The organism is Pseudomonas sp. LBUM1645 (assembly GCF_059716185.1).
The window spans coordinates 165,199-181,690 of sequence record NZ_CP166811.1 but is presented as its reverse complement, the minus strand read 5'-3'; the positions used below and the strand labels follow the sequence as shown (position 1 = coordinate 181,690).

Genomic DNA, 16,492 nt, shown 5'->3' with positions numbered 1-16,492 from the left:
CCATGGGCCTGCAACTGGGTTTTGCCGCGCTGCTGTTACTGGTGATTGCACTGGCGGGGTCGACCTTCCGCATCCTGCGCGAATACGAGCGCGGGGTGGTCTTCCAGCTCGGACGCTTCTGGCAGGTCAAAGGCCCTGGCCTGATCCTGCTGATTCCAGTGGTGCAGCAAATGGTTCGCGTCGACTTGCGCACCGTGGTGCTCGACGTGCCGCCACAAGACGTGATCACCCGCGACAACGTCTCGGTCAAGGTCAACGCGGTGCTGTATTTCCGCGTCCTCGATCCGCAGAAAGCGATTATTCAGGTTGAAGACTTTCTCATGGCCACCAGCCAATTGGCTCAGACCACGTTGCGGGCAGTGCTCGGTAAACATGAACTCGATGAACTGCTGGCCGAGCGTGAGCGGTTGAACATCGACATCCAGCAAGTGCTCGACGCCCAGACCGATGCGTGGGGCATCAAGGTCGCCAACGTCGAGATCAAGCACGTGGACCTCAACGAATCGATGATCCGCGCCATCGCTAAACAGGCCGAAGCCGAGCGGGAGCGACGGGCCAAGGTGATTCACGCCGAAGGCGAATTGCAGGCTTCTGAAAAACTCATGCAGGCCGCTGAAATGCTCGGGCGCCAGCCAGGGGCCATGCAGCTGCGCTATATGCAGACGCTGAGTTCGATTGCCGGGGACAAGAGTTCGACGATTGTCTTTCCGCTGCCGATCGAGTTGCTCAAGGGGATGGCGGATTTGTCTTCAAAACCTTGATGGCCCCAAAAGATCGCAGCCTTCGGCAGCTCCTACAGGTGTACGCCGCGCCCATGTAGGAGCTGCCGAAGGCTGCGATCTTTTGACCTTCCCCATAGACACCAACGTCCGGTAGCCGCGTCGGAGATTTCCTTCAAGTTGTAGCGGTGTTGGTGAACTTGTTCCGGCCCAAGCCCAGGTCTAGTCTGGCTTTGTCACTGAATAAACGGTGACACGGACGTGCAAGTCCGGGTAAAAACATTTCCCAATACTGCTTCTGGCTAGTCATCAGGCATTTCTATGCTTGGTGTGATTGCTTTATGGCGGCTGTGTGCGGGAGACCTTCGGGTCTGCCGAGGTTTTTTGGGATTTAGCTTTACTCGGTCTTGCACCCCGCACATAGCTGCCACCCTAATTTTTGCGTGCAAGCGAACATCAGGTCAGCCTCATTGCAATCAAAGCGAGTATCCCATGTTCAAAGTAACGCCCAATCCTCCAGAGAACTCTGGAATCGACTCCGAAGATCCACTCGAAACCGAAAAACTCAAAGAAGCCGCCGACCGCGCCTTCGCCCACTACTTCCCCCCGACCACCGAAAAGCCGCCCAGGCACCGCAAAGGCAACCTCTTCACCGTCGCCCCCGAGGTCAACACCGAAACCCTTCTGGCCAACGCCTCCGAAGACCTGCTGTCCATCAGCGCCATCGCTGCCAATCTGGCGGACGATGTGGACGGGACACGGCGCTCGGTAGCCTTGGCGCTCAGCCGCATGGCCGATGGCGTGCAGTTGCTCGTAGAGCGAGTGCTGGATCATTGGGAGGAGTCGGAGATCATGCAGGCTCGGGTCAAGGTTTAGCCGGGTAGATTTGTGGTGAATTGACCGCCGCCATCGCGAGGAAGCTCGCTTGTATGGAGTCCTTCGATGGCGAAGCTAAATCGTCTGAAAACGCGATTTTGGTTACAGACTCAATGCAACACGAACAGGCGCGCGTTGGCGCCTCCCGCCTGCGTTACGCCAACGTTCTGCCAGCCTGCGGGCAACGGCGCGAATTCGTCCGGCACATCGACGGTGCCGATCAACCACACTCGGCCACTGCCTTTGGGCAAATCGCCAAGGCTGTCGAGGTAAATATCCTGAGTCACCAGTGTGCCGAAACCATAGGCATTCGGCCGACTCGAAACACCCTTGGCCGACGGCAGGGTGTACAGCAGCGGTTTGGCGTCGGTGCGGTTGTAATAGACGTAACTGAGGTACCAGAGCATGTCGCTGGTGACGATCCGGTCACCGGCAACGAAGTGCTGGTTCACGTAGTCGACCATGACGCTGATTTGATCGTTGGTATCCACCGTGGCGTTGTTGTTCAGGCCCACCAGTTCGACGCCGATAAACAACACCAGCACCGTCGCGGCCAACACCCGGAAGACGGCGTACAGGCGATCAATGGCCAATGCGGCAATCATCGGCAGGCCGAGGGCGTACGCGGTGAGGTAACGCTCGATGAACACCGGCGAGATGAACGACACCGAAAACACCAGTAACAATGGCAAAACGGTGTAGATCACCAGCAATGCACTGCCGCGAATGACACTGCGATCCCGCGCCAGCGCCACCCACACCAAGGCCAGTAATGCCAAGGGTAACGTGATGAAAATCGGTGTAGTCAGGGTCTCGCCATCGTCCTGGATCAGGAACGACCAGATCATCGAAGGCAACGAGGCGAAGGTGACCGGTGTCTCCCACCCCACATCGCCATTGGCTTTGAGTTGATCCATGTGTTGAATCAGATCGATCAGGTTGGGCACCCACGGCAAGTACACCAACACGATCGCCATGTTCGCCACCCACCAGCCGGGCTGCTGGATATGTCGCAAGCGATAGCCAGGCTGTACGCGGATCAGCCCCAGATACAGCCAGTGACACAGCACGCACAGGGCCGTGAAGTAATGGGTGTAGAACGCCGCGCTCATCAGCAGCGCGTAAATCACCAGATAGCGCTTACGCCCGGGGCGTTTGATCCAGTAAACCAGGGCGATCGTGGCACCGATCAGCCACAGCCCCAGCAACGAATACATGCGCACTTCCTGGCTGTAACGCACGGCGGTAGGCAGCAGCGCCAACAGGACGCCGGCCAACAACGCGGCGCGGCGCGTGGCGAGCAAGTCCACCAGCCAGACGCCCAGCGCCACGGTGGCAATCCCCGGTAGCGCGCTCAGGCTTCGAATCGAAAAAATGCCATTGCCGAACAGCTCGATCCAGCCATGCAGCAGCATGAAATACAGCGGCGGATGCACATCATGGGCGGCATGCACCCAGATCCCGGCCAGCGAATACTGGCTCAGCAGCAGACTGGAACCTTCATCGCCCCAGATCGCCGCCGCGGTAAGGTCATAAAAACGCACGAGTGCGGCCAATGCCAGGATCGGCAGCAGCCAATGCTCGCGCACCCATCGAAGCATTCGCTGAACAATCGCCCAGACGCCGGGTGCCTCGTGCGGGCCTTGGGTGCCGTCAAGCGGCGTTTCTCTGCGCGCCTCCATTGCCTCCCCTCAAGACTGCCGGTGAAAAACCTTGATGCTTGCAATCACTGTAGGACAGCGACAGTGCCGTCGTCGATGCTGGTTTTATGACCAACGACATTCGGCAGCGATGCGGATCCCAGTACTGGGGAAAAGCTGTTTTGATTCCTACAAGCAAGTCAACGCCGTGCCGTCTCCGCCAGCGGATACACCGACTCCCATCCCCCACCCAACGCCTTGTACAACCCGACCATCGCCAGCGACACCCCGGTCGAACTCTCCACGAACTGCTCCTGAGTCGCTAACAACGCGCCCTGCACCGTCAGCACATTAACGAAATCCACCACCCCTTCCACGTATTGCTGTTGCGCAGTGCGCAGGGCGATCTGGTTCTGGCGGACGGCTTCGGCGAGGCTGTCGCGGCGCAGTTGGCTGGCGTTGTAGGCCGTCAGTTGATCGTCGATTTCATGCCAGGCGCGCAGCACGGTTTGCTGGTAGGCGATGGCGGCTTCCTGTTGTTGGGCTTCGCGCAAGTGCAGCACGCCGCGCAGGCGACCGCCGTCAAACAGCGGCAGGCTGAATTGCGGGCCAATACCGAACGAGCGCGAGCCCCAGGAACCGAAATCGCTGAGCTGCATGGCTTGCGATCCGATGTTGCCCGACAGGGTGATCCGCGGATAGAAATCACCCTTGGCCACACCAATGCTCGCGGTCGCGGCATGCAGGCGGGCTTCGGCCTGGCGGATGTCCGGGCGACGCTCGGCCAGTTGCGACGGCAGGCCGATGGCGACCTGACGCGGGGTTTGCGGCACCGGCGCGTCTGTGGATAACTCGGCAGACAGCGCTTGCGGCGGCTCGCCCATCAGCAGGCTCAAGGCGTTGATCAGTTGCGACTGGCGCTGCACCAGCGCGGGCAGACGCGATTCGATGGCCGCCACCTGGGCGGCAGCTTCGGCGACATCCAGGTCGGTGGCGACACCGTCGGCCAGGCGCAGCTGCGAGAGTTTCAGGCTGTGGCGGGCGACGTCGAGGTTCTCCTCGGTGACGGCTCGTGTACTTTGCACACCGCGCAGCTGAATGTAGTCCTGAGCGGTTTCGGCGAGCACCGACAGCAGCACGCCGCGTCGGTCGTTTTCCGCGACTTCCAGAGTGGCGTCGGCGGCTTCGGTTTCTCGGCGCACACGGCCCCAGAAATCCAGTTCCCAGGATGCGGAGAAGCCTGCGTCCCACAGGTTGTACGCCGAGTCACCGTTGTGTCCCGACGGATCGTTCAAGCCTTCGCCGCTGTTGCGTTTACGCCCGTAGCTGCCAGTGGCGGCGGTATTCGGGTAACGGTCGGCGGTGATCACCTGACGCACAGCGCGGCTTTGCTGCAAACGGCTGCTGGCGAGTTTCAGGTCGAGGTTGTCGGTCAAGGCACGTTGAGTCAGGGCCGAGAGTTTCGGGTCGTGGAACACCTCCCACCAACGCTCATCCATGGTTTCAGCGGTGGCTTGGCTGGCGGTGGACTTGGATGGTTTCGACCACTCGGCGATTTGCTGGGGTTGAGGCTTTTGAAAGTCCGGGCCGACGGTGCAGGCTGAAAGACTCATGACGAGCAAGGCACAAAGGGTGAGTTGAGGCTGGCGGCCTCTTCGCGAGCAAGCTCGCTCCCACATTGAAACGCGGTCCCTTGTGGGAGCGAGCTTGCTCGCGATGACGTCAGCCCCGGCAACAAAAGTCTTCATCGCTGAGCAACCTCATGCTCGCCCGCACTGGCGGTATCAATACTCGCCTCAACCGACATCCCCACGCGCAACCGCTCCGCCAATGGCTGACCCGGATCAAGGACGATTTTCACGGGAATCCGCTGCACCACCTTGGTGAAGTTGCCGGTGGCATTGTCCGGCTTGACCGAGGCGAACGTCACACCCGTGGCCGGTGCGATGCTCTCGACGCGACCGCTCAGGGCCTCACCGCCGAGGCTGTCCACACGCACTTGCACGTCCTGCCCCGGCTGCACGTCGGTCAGTTGGGTCTCCTGGAAATTGGCGACCACATAGGCCTGCGCAAGCGGCACCACCGCGAGGATTTTGCTCCCCGGCGTGACATAGGCACCGACCCGAACGGCGCGCTCGCCGACCATGCCGTCCTGAGGTGCAACGATGCGTGTGTAGGACAGCTCGTAGCTGGCCATTTCCAGCGCCGCTTGCGCCCGTTTCAGCCCTCCTTCCGCCGCGTCACGCTGAGCGGTGAGGATTTCCACCTGCTTGCGCTCCGCCGCCAGCACCGCCGTCACGTTAGCCAGCCGCGCAGTGGCCTGATCGATGCGGGTCCGCGCTTGTTGGGCGTTCTGCACCGTGCCGGCGCCTACCCCGGCGAGGTGGTTGTAGCGATTCAGTTCATGCTCGGCGAAGGCCATTTCAGCCTTGGCCGACACGACCGTGGCCTGGGCTTGAGCGATCACCGAAGCCTGGCGTTCAAGGGTCGCACGGGCATTTTGCAGTTGCGCCCTGGCCACTAACGTTTCGGCGTCAGCGGCTTGGGCGGCGGCACGCAAATCGCGGTCATCAATCAGCGCCAGCAATTGCCCGGCCTTGACCTGCTGGTTGTCCTCCACCAGCACTTCCTTGATGAACCCGGCCACGCGCGGCACCACCAGCGTGAAGTCCGCCGAGACAAAGGCGTCATTGGTGTTCTGCTGCGTACGCTTGCCGAACAGGCCGGGCGCCAGCAAATACACCAGCACACCGAGCGCCACCACCGCGGCGACGCCAACGGCCACTTTTTGCTTTGATTGAGTCGTCATAAAAACCTTCTGTTTCAGTGGAGCATTCAAGTCGGCGCGCGCGGCGGATAGATCCGCGTCGGCAGCCAGAAAATCAGCAGGATCAGCGCCAGTGCGACGCCGGCCATGCACAGATAAAGATCCGATGCCGTCAGCACCACGGCCTGCTCATGCAGCCGGTGGGCAAGGCCCGGGCTGTCGCTGTCGACCAGGGGTGAGTTGCCGAGGTTGTCCACCAGCATCATCGAGTGGAAATGCAGCCTTGAGGTGGTCAACGCCTCCAGTACGCCGGTGGCGATCACCGCCGCCAGGCCTTTTACGGTGTTGAACCAGGCCGAAGCGAAGGGCCCTTCCATCGGGCTGATGCTGCCGGTGGAGAGCATCAACAACGGCAACACCGCCATTGGCTGACCGAAGATTTGCAGCAGTTGCAGCACATAGAAGTCGTCGCGAATCCACACCGACGTCAGCTGCGACCCACCGATGCAGGACAGCGTCAGCATGCTCAGGCCGATCCCCAGCACCCAGCGGCAATCGACCCATCGCAGGTTGCACAACGCCGCCACCAACGGCAGCGCGATCAACTGCGGCAGCGCCGCCAGCAGCATGATCGGCGCGGTCTGAACCGGGCGATAACCCTGGACCTGCGCCAGGTAGCTGGACGGAATGATGATCACTGCCAGCAGCACCACCAGCACCCCGGCCAGGGTCAGCAAGGCGAACGACAGGTTGCGGATGCCGAGCATCTGCATCTTGAAAAACGGTATCGGTTGCGACCATTCGTTGATCAGGAACAGCACCAACAACAGCAATCCACCGCCGAGCAATCCGCAGATCAGGCTCGACTCGAACCAGTCCAGCCGATTGCCCTGCAAAATGCCGATCACCAGCATGCAGATCGCCGGAAACCCCAGCAGCAAGCCGCGCCAGTTGAATTGCTTGAAGCGCTCCAGGCGCAGCGGGTCCTGGGGCAAGCCATACGCCACCGCGACCATGGCGATCAGGCACGGTGCGATGATTTGCCAGAAGGTCCACTGCCATCCGACGTGTTCGGTCCACAACCCGGCCAGTGGCGTGCCGAGCCCCGGGCCGAACGTCGCGGTCAGGGCATAACCGGCCAGACCATAGAGCTTCACGTTGGCCGGCAAAAAGCGCAGCGCGACGGTCATCAGCATCGGCGGCAACGCACCGCCCGCCAGGCCTTGCAAGGTGCGCATGACCAGCAGGCTTTCATAGTTTGGAGCGAACGGGCACAACACGCCCAACAGGGTGAATGCGCTAATGGCGCAGAGGGTGAAACGTCGCAGTGAGAACGTCACCGAGCACCACGGCGCAAAAGCCATGGCCGCCACCGAGGTCGCGGTATAACTGGCGACCAGCCAGGTGCCTTCGTCGTAGCCGATGGCCAATGCACCGCGGATGTCGGCGAGGGCAACCTTGGTCACCATCTCGTTCAGCCCCGACACCAGCACCGCCAACAACACGCCCACCAGGCCGATGATGATTCGCGGACCAAAGACTGGTGGCGTGACGGCAGCCGGGCTGGCCGCGGCGAGAGGTGCCGTGACCGTGAGGGAAGTCATGACTGCAAGCTCCGGGGTTTGAATACCGAAGCATTTTAAGAAGCGTGGGACCTTACGAAAATTGACTTATTGGCAGCTTATAAGTGCGTTTGATGCAGCAATACAAAACCCCTGTGGGAGCGAGCTTGCTCGCGATAGGGCCATCACATTCAACATTAATGCTGAATGATCCACCGCTATCGCGAGCAAGCTCGCTCCCACAGGGGTAAGTGATCAACTTGAGGTCGGCTGTGCGGCCAGCCACGTGTCGTCGCAGCAGGTTTTGAGGGTCTCGCGCAGCCAGCGATGGGCCGGGTCTTTGTCGAAGCGTGGGTGCCAGGACTGGGTCAGCATTATGGTCGGCAGCGGAATCGGCAGCGTGAAGGAACGCAGCTTCAGGCCCAGGCGCTGGACGCTCAGCAATGCTTCCTTGGGCACCGGCAGAATCAAATCGGAATCAGGCAACGCAAACATTGCCGCATGGAAACTCGGCGCAATCACCGCCACCCGCCGCTCCAGCCCCAAGGCATTGAGCGCGGTATCGATCGGGCCACGGGCGATGCCGCGACGGGACATGCTGATATGGGAAAATCCGGCGAAACGCTCGGCCGTGATCTCTTCATCGAACAGTGGATGGTCTTCGCGAACCAGGCCGACGAAATGAGTAGAGAACAGATTCTGAATCTTCACTTCCGGGGTTAGCGGCCGGGTATTGCTGATGCTCAGATCGATCCGTCCTTCGCGCAGCGCCTCGTCATCGCCATCGCCTTCCGGCACAAAACGCAGTTCGCAGTGCGGCGCCTGACGATCCATGGTGTCGAACAGTTTCCCGCCATAAACACCGACGAAAAAGTCATTGGCGCGAATGTTGAACCGACGGCGCAACGTGCCCAGTTCCACCGCATCGGCCGAACGAAACAACAGCGCGGCCTGCTCCACCACGTCACGCACCTGCTCGCGCAACGCCAGCGCCTTGGGCGTCGGCACCAGGCCACGACCGGCGCGCACCAGGATCGGATCGCCGATGGCCTCGCGAATGCGCGTCAGCGTCCGGCTCATGGCCGCCGGGCTGAGGTTCATCCGCCGTGCGGCGCCCACCACACTGCCCTCGTCGAGCAAGGCATCGAGGGCGACCAACAAGTTCATGTCCGGGAGTTGCATGCTGAGCACTCGTGTCTGATCTGGAATGATTCAAACGCAATGCTAACAAACATCCCCGAACCATGCGGTGGCAGGTTCGGCCCCATCGCGAGCAAGCTCGCTCCCACATGGGATCTTTGTCGTATTCATAATCTGCAACCGCTGAAGACCCCTGTGGGAGCGAGCTTGCTCGCGATGGGGTCAGACTAGACACCGCAGAACTTAGCGCTGCATCCCCCAACGCTTCACCGTGACCCGCTCCAGCGTGCTGAACACCAGGTTTTCCACCAGCAAGCCGATCAGGATCACCACCGCCAACCCGGCAAACACCTTGTCGGTGTACAGCTCATTGCGGTTCTGGAAGATGTACCAGCCCAAGCCACCCTTGCCACTGGTGGCGCCGAACACCAATTCAGCAGCGATTAGCGTGCGCCAGGCAAAGGCCCAGCCGATTTTCAGCCCGGCGAGAATCGACGGCAACGCTGCCGGTATCAGGATGAACAACACGAAACGCATGCCTTTCAAACCGTAATTGCGCCCGGCCATGCGCAGGGTTTCCGAGACACCGAGAAACCCGGCATAAGTGTTCAACGCCAATGCCCAGAGCACCGAATGCACCAACACGAAAATCAGACTGTTCTGCCCCAAGCCAAACCACAGCAGTGCCAGCGGCAACAACGCAATCGCCGGCAGCGGGTTGAACATCGAGGTCAACGTACTCAACAGGTCGCGACCGAACTGCGTCGACACCGCCAGCGTGGTCAGGGCAAACGCCAGCACAATGCCGATCAGGTAACCCTTGAGCAACACCACCAGGGAAATCCACACCTTGCCCAGCAACTCGCCACTGAGCAAACCGTCATACAGAGCGCTCCCGGTTTGCAGAAAACTCGGCAGCAGCAGGTCGTTGTTCTGTACGCGGGCAACCACCTCCCACAGGACCGCGAGCAAAATCAGGATCAGGCTTTTGCGTAACCAGCCTTGTTGCCATAGGCGCTGACCGAGCGGTAATTCACGCTCCAGCGGCACACTCGTCAGCGGTTGCAACACCGTTTCAAATTCTTCACGCGGGGATGATAAAAGGCTCATCGGGCACTCCTCTCAATGGCTCAATAAGCGATGCGGATGTCGGAGAAATCCAGCTCACGCTCGGTTTCCGGGGACTGACCTTCATCGAACAACAACCGATGAATGCGCCGCGCCGACTCCTGAAAGGCCACGCCGCCGAGGCTGTGCAAGTCGTATTGATGGCTGTGGACTTCCGCCCGCACTCGCCCCGGATGCGGCGACAGCAGCAGGATTCGATTGCCCACCACCAGCGCTTCTTCGATGGAGTGCGTGACGAACAGCAGCGTGAAACGCACTTCTTCCCAGAGCAGCAGCAATTCTTCCTGCATCTTGCGGCGGGTCAGCGCATCGAGGGCGGCGAAGGGTTCGTCCATCAAGAGGATTTTCGGCTGCATCGCCAACGCCCGAGCAATCGCCACACGCGCTTTCATGCCGCCGGACAAGGTATGCGGGTAGGCGTCGGCAAACGCCGCCAGACCAACCTTGTCCAGATAGTGCAGCGCTCGTTCCTCGGCCTCTTTGCGCTTGAGGGTTTTCGAGGCAAGCAGCGGGAACATCACGTTCTGTTTGACGGTTTTCCACGGTGGCAGTTGATCGAACTCCTGGAACACCACGATCCGGTCCGGCCCCGGGGCATGAACGGTTTGCCCCTGAAGACGAATTTCCCCTTCACACGGCTGGATGAACCCAGCGACTGCCTTGAGCAACGTTGATTTGCCGCAACCGGACGGACCAAGCAGCACAAAGCGGTCCGCCGGATCGATTTCAAAACTGACCTGATGGGTCGCACGAACCACACGCTGAGGCGTGCGGTACTCGAGGCTTACATTGTCGACCGACAGCAGCGCTTGGGCTGCCGCGATCGGTTTGCTGACCGTGTGGCCTTGCAAAGGGGCGTTCATCTCGGTCAGCTCCCTTGCAGCGGTTTGGCGTCCTGGAAGAAGTAGTCCTTCCACGAATCCGGTTTGTTTTTGATCGCGCCGACGCGGTAGAGGAATTCGGCCAGCGGGTAAGTGTTTTTCGGCGTGACGCTGAATTCGAACTGCGGGTTATCGATGATTTTCAGCAGCGCGGCACGATCGATTTTCGCTTTGGTGACACGGATGTAAGTGTCCGCCGCCGCGCCTTTATCGTTCTGGGCAAACTCGGCCGCCTCAGTCAGCGCCTGGACGAACGCCTTATAGGTTTTCGGGTTCTCGTCGCGGAATTTTTCGGTGGCAAACAGCACCGTCGGCGAGTTCGGACCGAGCACGTCATTGGAATTCAGCACAACGTGGACGTTAGGGTTGGCCAGCTCTTGGTCCTGGAACGGCGGGTTGGAAAAGTGCCCGGTCAACTCAGTGCCGCCAGCAATCAGCGCCGCCGTGGCGTCGGGGTGTGGAACGGCGATGGTGTACTTGTCCAGGCGATTGAATTCCTTGTCGCCCCACTGCTTCGCGGCCGCGTATTGCAGGATGCGCGATTGCACTGACACGCCGACCGCCGGCACCGCGATGCGGTCCTTCTCAGTGAAGTCAGCGATGGTTTTGACCTTGGGATTGTTGCTCACCAGGTAGTACGGGAAATTGCCGAGGGAGGCGACGGCTTTGACGTTTTGCTTGCCGTGGGTGCGGTCCCAGATGGTCAGCAGCGGACCGACGCCCGCACCGGCGATATCAATCGAACCGGAGAGCAGCGCATCGTTGACCGCCGCACCACCGGAGAGCTGGGTCCAGTCGACCTTGATGTCGATGCCTTCCTGCTTGCCATACTTCTCGATCAGGTTTTGATCGCGCACGACGTTAAGCAGCAGGTAAACGATGCCGAACTGCTCGGCGATGCGAATTTCACCTTCGGCGTGGGCCACGGTCGGCGCCACCAAGCTGCCGGCGATCAGGCTGAAACCCAGGCCGATGGCCGCGGCCAACGGTGCAAATGGAAGACGTTTGGACATGAGAGTTTCTCCGACAAATCAGAAAGGCGCGTCGCCCTGGATGGTGGTGCGATACAACTTGCGGCGCAGGTAGCTTGGGCATCCGGCGGCGAGATGAATCAGCGAACGGTTGTCCCAGAACACCAGGTCGTGGGCCTGCCATTGATGGCGGTAGATGTTTTGCGGCAGCACGCTGTGGGCGTAGAGCTCATCGAGCAGTTGCTTGCTCTCGTCTTCCGGCAGGCCAACGATGCGGGTGGTAAAACCCTCACTGACGAACAACGCTTTGCGACCGTTTTCCGGGTGTGTGCGGACGATCGGATGAACCACTTCGGCAACCTGGGCGAGCTGCTCGGGCGTCAGCGTCGGGCGCCAGTTGCCTTCGAATTTGGTCTCGCTGTAGCGCGCGGTATAGGAGTGCGCGGCCGAGCGACCTTCGACGGCTTTGCGCAGCGCTTCGGGCAGGTTGTCCCAGGCTTTGTGCATATCGGCGAAGAGCGTGTCGCCGCCCTCGGACGGCAGCTCCTGGGCGTGCAGCATCGAGCCCAGGCTTGGCAGCTCTTTATAGGACAGGTCGGAATGCCAGAATTTGCCGGCATCGCCGAGGCCGATGGATTGGCCGTTCTCGATGATGTTGGAAACGATGAGAATTTCCGGATGCCCGGCCAACAGGAATTGCTTGAGCACATGAATCTGCAACACGCCAAAACGGCGGCTGAAAGCAATTTGTTGCTCGGGGGTAATGCGCTGGTCGCGGAACACCACGACGTGATGACCCAGGTGCGCGCGGTGGATGCGGGCGAAGTCCTGATCATTGATCGGGCGGGACAGGTCGAGGCCGATGATTTCGGCACCGACAGCGCCACTGAACGGGCTGATGTCGAAGGTTTGCGGCGCGATGTTCGCGGCGCTTGGGGAAGCCGTTGCTGCAGACATAAATCACTCCCACGCACGGCACGCTCAAGGGCGCGCGCGTCGATCAAGAAACTCACGGAGGTCCCGTGTTGGTTCGTGTCGTGCGGCGCGCCGATTGGTCGGCAGGTACGCAGGAGAATGACTTTATAGATATAAGAACTGAAATTTAAATACCGTTAGAGAATAACGATATGGCTTTTGAGGTGGACGCCTTTGAGGCCGCCATCGCGAGCAAGCTCGGCTCCTACAGGGATGTAGTCGGCCACACGATCTCCTGTAGGAGCCGAGCTTGCTCGCGATGAGGCCATCAGCCCCGGCAGAGACCTACCGCTCGTGCAAAGCTTCGGCGCGGGCCCGAATGATCGGCTTGAGCAGATAGCTGAGAACGGTCTTCTTGCCCGTGATGATATCCACCGAAGCCACCATCCCCGGGATGATCAGCAATGGCTTTTCATCTGTCCCCAAGTGGCTGCGATCAGTGCGCAGCTTGATGATGTAGTAAGTGGTTTTCTTATCTTCATCGGTAATGGTGTCGGCACCGATCTGCTCAAGCTTGGCCTTCAGCCCACCATAAATGGTGTAGTCGTAAGCCGTGAACTTCACCGTCGCTTCTTGCCCCGGATGCAGGAACGCAATGTCTTGTGGGCGAACTTTCGCCTCTACCAGCAAGGTGTCGTCCAGCGGCACGATTTCCACCAGGTCGCTGCCCGGCTGAATCACGCCGCCAATGGTGTTCACCAGCAACTTGTTGACGATGCCGCGAACCGGCGATGTCACCAGCGTCCGGCTGACCCGGTCTTCCAGCGCCTTGCCGGTAGCCTGGGCCTTGTTCAGATCAGTGCGTGCTTCATTGAGTTGAGTCAGTGCTTCGCTGCGGAATTTGCCGCGAGTCTCGTCGATCTTGCGCTGCACTTCCTTGATTGCCGATTGGGCGCGAGGAATGGCCAGGGTGGTCGCATCCAGTTGCCCGCGGGTTTCGACCTCGGCGCGCTTGAGCCGCAGCACTTCAACCGGCGATACCGCGCCCTGGGCCACCAACGGCTCGGACATGTTGATTTCCTGGCGTTGCAGCGCGAGACCGTTACGGTACTGCGACTGTTTGGAGGTGTACTCGCGCAGCTCTTGCTGACGCTGGATCAACTGCTCCTCTAAACCGCCAATTTCATCGTGCAGCTGCTGACGGCGACTGATGTACAGCGACTCTTCACTGGCCGCCTGGCCGGGTACGGCCTTCAGCACATCAGCGGGGAAGTTCAGCGCACGGTCGTCGACTTCCGCGCTCAAGCGCTCGACTCGCAGGAGCATCGACAGCCGATCAGCCTCGGTTTCGCCAACGTTGGAGGCGAATCGCGTGTCGTCCAGGCGAATCAGCGGCGCACCGGCCTCGACGATCTGCCCTTCGGTCACGAACAACTCGGAGACGATACCGCCCTCAAGGTTCTGGATTTTCTGGATCTTGGACGACGGAATCGCCTTGCCGTCGCCCTTGGTGACTTCGTCGATCACGGCGAAGTTGGCCCAGAGCATCAGGAACACGAAGAAACCGATGATCGCCCAGATGGTCAGCCGCACCACGCGCGGGGCGTCTTCGATCAGGGCTTTGTTGACCTCGGGAAGTGGCTGGCCATGCAGCGAATCGGAGCCCTTGAAATAACGGCCGATCGAATTCTTGAAACCCGACTTAAGCAACACTGATCTGCCCCTTCTTCAACGCTTCCATCACCGCGGCTTTCGGGCCGTCGGCGAGTATCTGGCCGCGGTCGATGACGATCAGACGATCCACCAGCGACAACAGCGAAGCCCGGTGCGTTACCAGCACCACGGTTTTGTTTTCAACCACTGCCGTGAGGCGTTGCTTGAGGCGTTCTTCGCCGGTGTTGTCCATGGCGCTGGTCGGTTCGTCGAGCAGCAGGATCGGCGGGTTGAGCAGCAACGCACGGGCCAGGGCGACGTTCTGGCGCTGACCGCCAGACAGATTCTGCCCACGCTCGCCGACTTGCAGCTCATAACCTTGTGGGTGCAGACGGGCGAATTCGTGGACGCCGGCCAGTTCGGCAGCTTGCAGCACCATTTCGTCTTCGACATAGCGCGCGCCCGACACGAGGTTGTCGCGCAGGGTCCCGGCCAGCAGCTGGATATCCTGAGCCACGTAGCCAATGTTGTGGCGCAATTCGCTGACGTCGATCTGACGGATATCGACGCCATCCACCAACAGGGCGCCGTCATCCGGCTGGTAAAGGCCTACGAGCAGTTTGGCCAGGGAGCTTTTCCCCGAGCCGCTGCGACCGATGATGCCGATCTTCTCGCCAGGCTTGATGACCAGGTTGATGTTCTTCAGCGCCGCGTTCTGTTGGTTCGGGTAGGTGAAGTTCATCTGCCGGCATTCGATGGCGCCTTGCAGCACCTTGCGGCTCAGTGGGCGTTCCTCGAAATTGCGCTCTTGCGGCAGCTCCATCATCTGGTCGACCGAGGTCATGGTCACCCGCGCTTGCTGGTAACGCGTCAACAGGCCGGACAGCGAGGCCAGCGGGCTGAGCGCGCGACCGCTGAGCATGTAGCAGGCGATCAAACCGCCCATGCTCAGGTGACCATCGATGATCTGGTACACGCCGAAGACGATCATGATCACCCCGGCCAGTTGCTGGATCAGCAAGGTGATGTTCATCGCCAGACCGGAGAGCATTTTCACCCGCAGCTCGAGGCGGCTGAGGGTGCCGATGGTCTGCTCCCACTGATACTGGCGTTCGCTTTCGGCGTTGTTGACCTTCACTGCATCGAGGCCGGCGAGGGTTTCGATCAAGCTCGACTGACGCTCGGCGCCCAGCGCCATGGTCCGTTCCATGGTCGCCACCAGTGGTTTCTGCAAGGCATAGCCGATCAGCAGGGCAATCGGGAACGCCAGCACCGGAATCCACACCAGATGCCCGCCGAGAATCGCGATGACCATGAAGATCAGCAACGTAAACGGCAGGTCGATCAGGCTGGTGAGGGTCAGCGAGGCGAGGAAGTCGCGCAGGCTCTGAAACTCATGGATGTTCTGGGCAAAGCTGCCGACCCGCGCCGGGCGGTACTTCATGGCCATGCCGACGATGCGCTCGAACAACGTGGCCGAGATGATCAGATCGGTTTTCTTCCCGGCCAGGTCCAGGCAGAGGCTGCGCAGGCTCTTGAGTATCAGGTCGAACAGGTACGCGCCGGTGATGCCGATGGCCAACACCCACAGGGTCGATTCGGCCTGGTTCGGCACGACGCGGTCGTAGACGTTCATCACGAACAGCGGCGCGGCCATGGCAATGATGTTGATCAGGAAACTGGCGGCGATGGCGTCGGCGTACAGCCAGCGCGAACGCTTGAGGGTGTCGCGGAACCACGAGCGTGCGCGCGGGATCAGCGTGCCGTGATTGACGTCGAATTTGTGCTGGGGTTGAGCGAAGAACACTTTGCCGATGTAGTCATCGGCCAACAGTTCGCGGCTGACAACACTTTCGCCGCCATCGCTTTCACTGATCAGCAGCCGTGCCTGGTCTTCACCCAGCCAGCCGAGCAGGACGGCACTGCGACCATCCTTGAGCAGCAACAGCGCCGGCATGGCAATCGCCGGAATCTGCTCCAGTTTGCGTACCAGCACCCGCCCTTGCAGGCCGGCGCGAGCGGCCGCGCGGGGCAGCAGCTCAACGCTCAGGCGCTGCTTGGGCAACGGCAGGCCGGTGGTCAACATCGCGGCGCTGGCCGGTTTCTGATGCAGGGTGCAAAGAGCCAGCAAGCCGTCCAGTAATGGATCGTCGTGCAGCGCGCGTGGATCATGAATGAGTTGAACTCGACTGACTTCTGATTCCACGCTCGGCACACTCTTGGGCTAACAATTGAACAAT

The 16,492-nt window shown here is 60.5% G+C and carries 13 protein-coding genes; 2 read left to right on the top strand and 11 right to left on the bottom strand.

Annotated elements, in window-relative coordinates:
* The first annotated feature begins 2 nt into the window (after positions 1–2).
* Together ACA079_RS00740 and ACA079_RS00735 are read left to right on the top strand one after the other, a co-directional pair.
* A complete protein-coding gene (locus ACA079_RS00740) occupies positions 3–761 on the top strand; it encodes a slipin family protein (RefSeq protein ID WP_129439535.1) in 759 nt (252 codons plus the stop codon).
* Between the two features lie 450 nt (positions 762–1,211).
* Positions 1,212–1,595 carry a DUF6124 family protein gene (locus ACA079_RS00735; protein ID WP_497702258.1) on the top strand — a complete coding sequence of 128 codons (384 nt, stop codon included), beginning with the start codon at positions 1,212–1,214 and terminating at the stop codon, positions 1,593–1,595.
* A 110-nt stretch (positions 1,596–1,705) separates the two neighbouring features.
* Here ACA079_RS00735 and ACA079_RS00730 read toward each other — a convergent pair whose 3' ends face one another.
* The 11 genes from ACA079_RS00730 to ACA079_RS00680 form a co-directional block, all read right to left on the bottom strand.
* Positions 1,706–3,277, bottom strand: coding sequence for a glycosyltransferase family 39 protein (locus ACA079_RS00730; protein WP_497702257.1), 1,572 nt, complete (start codon positions 3,275–3,277; stop codon positions 1,706–1,708).
* A 158-nt stretch (positions 3,278–3,435) separates the two neighbouring features.
* Positions 3,436–4,983 (bottom strand): efflux transporter outer membrane subunit, encoded by a 1,548-nt coding sequence (locus ACA079_RS00725; protein WP_497702256.1) that lies wholly within the window; start codon positions 4,981–4,983, stop codon positions 3,436–3,438.
* Positions 4,980–6,044: an HlyD family secretion protein gene (locus tag ACA079_RS00720; RefSeq protein WP_497702255.1), complete on the bottom strand. Its 1,065-nt coding sequence runs from the start codon at positions 6,042–6,044 to the stop codon at positions 4,980–4,982. The genes ACA079_RS00725 and ACA079_RS00720 overlap by 4 nt, the downstream gene beginning before the upstream one ends.
* A gap of 26 nt (positions 6,045–6,070) precedes the next feature.
* Positions 6,071–7,606: an MFS transporter gene (locus ACA079_RS00715; RefSeq protein ID WP_497702254.1), complete on the bottom strand. Its 1,536-nt coding sequence runs from the start codon at positions 7,604–7,606 to the stop codon at positions 6,071–6,073.
* A gap of 213 nt (positions 7,607–7,819) precedes the next feature.
* Entirely contained in the window at positions 7,820–8,746 is a 927-nt protein-coding gene (locus ACA079_RS00710; RefSeq protein ID WP_497702253.1) for a LysR family transcriptional regulator, read from the bottom strand.
* 201 nt (positions 8,747–8,947) lie between these two features.
* The gene (locus ACA079_RS00705; protein WP_033058673.1) at positions 8,948–9,814 is read right to left on the bottom strand and encodes an ABC transporter permease; all 867 of its coding nucleotides are present in this window, start codon (positions 9,812–9,814) and stop codon (positions 8,948–8,950) included.
* 20 nt (positions 9,815–9,834) lie between these two features.
* Positions 9,835–10,695 carry an ABC transporter ATP-binding protein gene (locus tag ACA079_RS00700; protein ID WP_348124776.1) on the bottom strand — a complete coding sequence of 287 codons (861 nt, stop codon included), beginning with the start codon at positions 10,693–10,695 and terminating at the stop codon, positions 9,835–9,837.
* A gap of 5 nt (positions 10,696–10,700) precedes the next feature.
* On the bottom strand, positions 10,701–11,726 hold the full coding sequence (locus tag ACA079_RS00695; protein WP_046047244.1) for an ABC transporter substrate-binding protein: 1,026 nt from the start codon (positions 11,724–11,726) through the stop codon (positions 10,701–10,703).
* A gap of 18 nt (positions 11,727–11,744) precedes the next feature.
* Entirely contained in the window at positions 11,745–12,641 is an 897-nt protein-coding gene (locus ACA079_RS00690) for a TauD/TfdA dioxygenase family protein (protein WP_497702252.1), read from the bottom strand.
* Between the two features lie 303 nt (positions 12,642–12,944).
* Entirely contained in the window at positions 12,945–14,312 is a 1,368-nt protein-coding gene (locus ACA079_RS00685; RefSeq protein ID WP_497702251.1) for an HlyD family type I secretion periplasmic adaptor subunit, read from the bottom strand.
* Positions 14,302–16,458, bottom strand: a complete 2,157-nt coding sequence (locus tag ACA079_RS00680) for a type I secretion system permease/ATPase (RefSeq protein WP_497702250.1) — start codon at positions 16,456–16,458, stop codon at positions 14,302–14,304. The genes ACA079_RS00685 and ACA079_RS00680 overlap by 11 nt, the downstream gene beginning before the upstream one ends.
* Between the last annotated feature and the right edge of the window lie 34 nt (positions 16,459–16,492).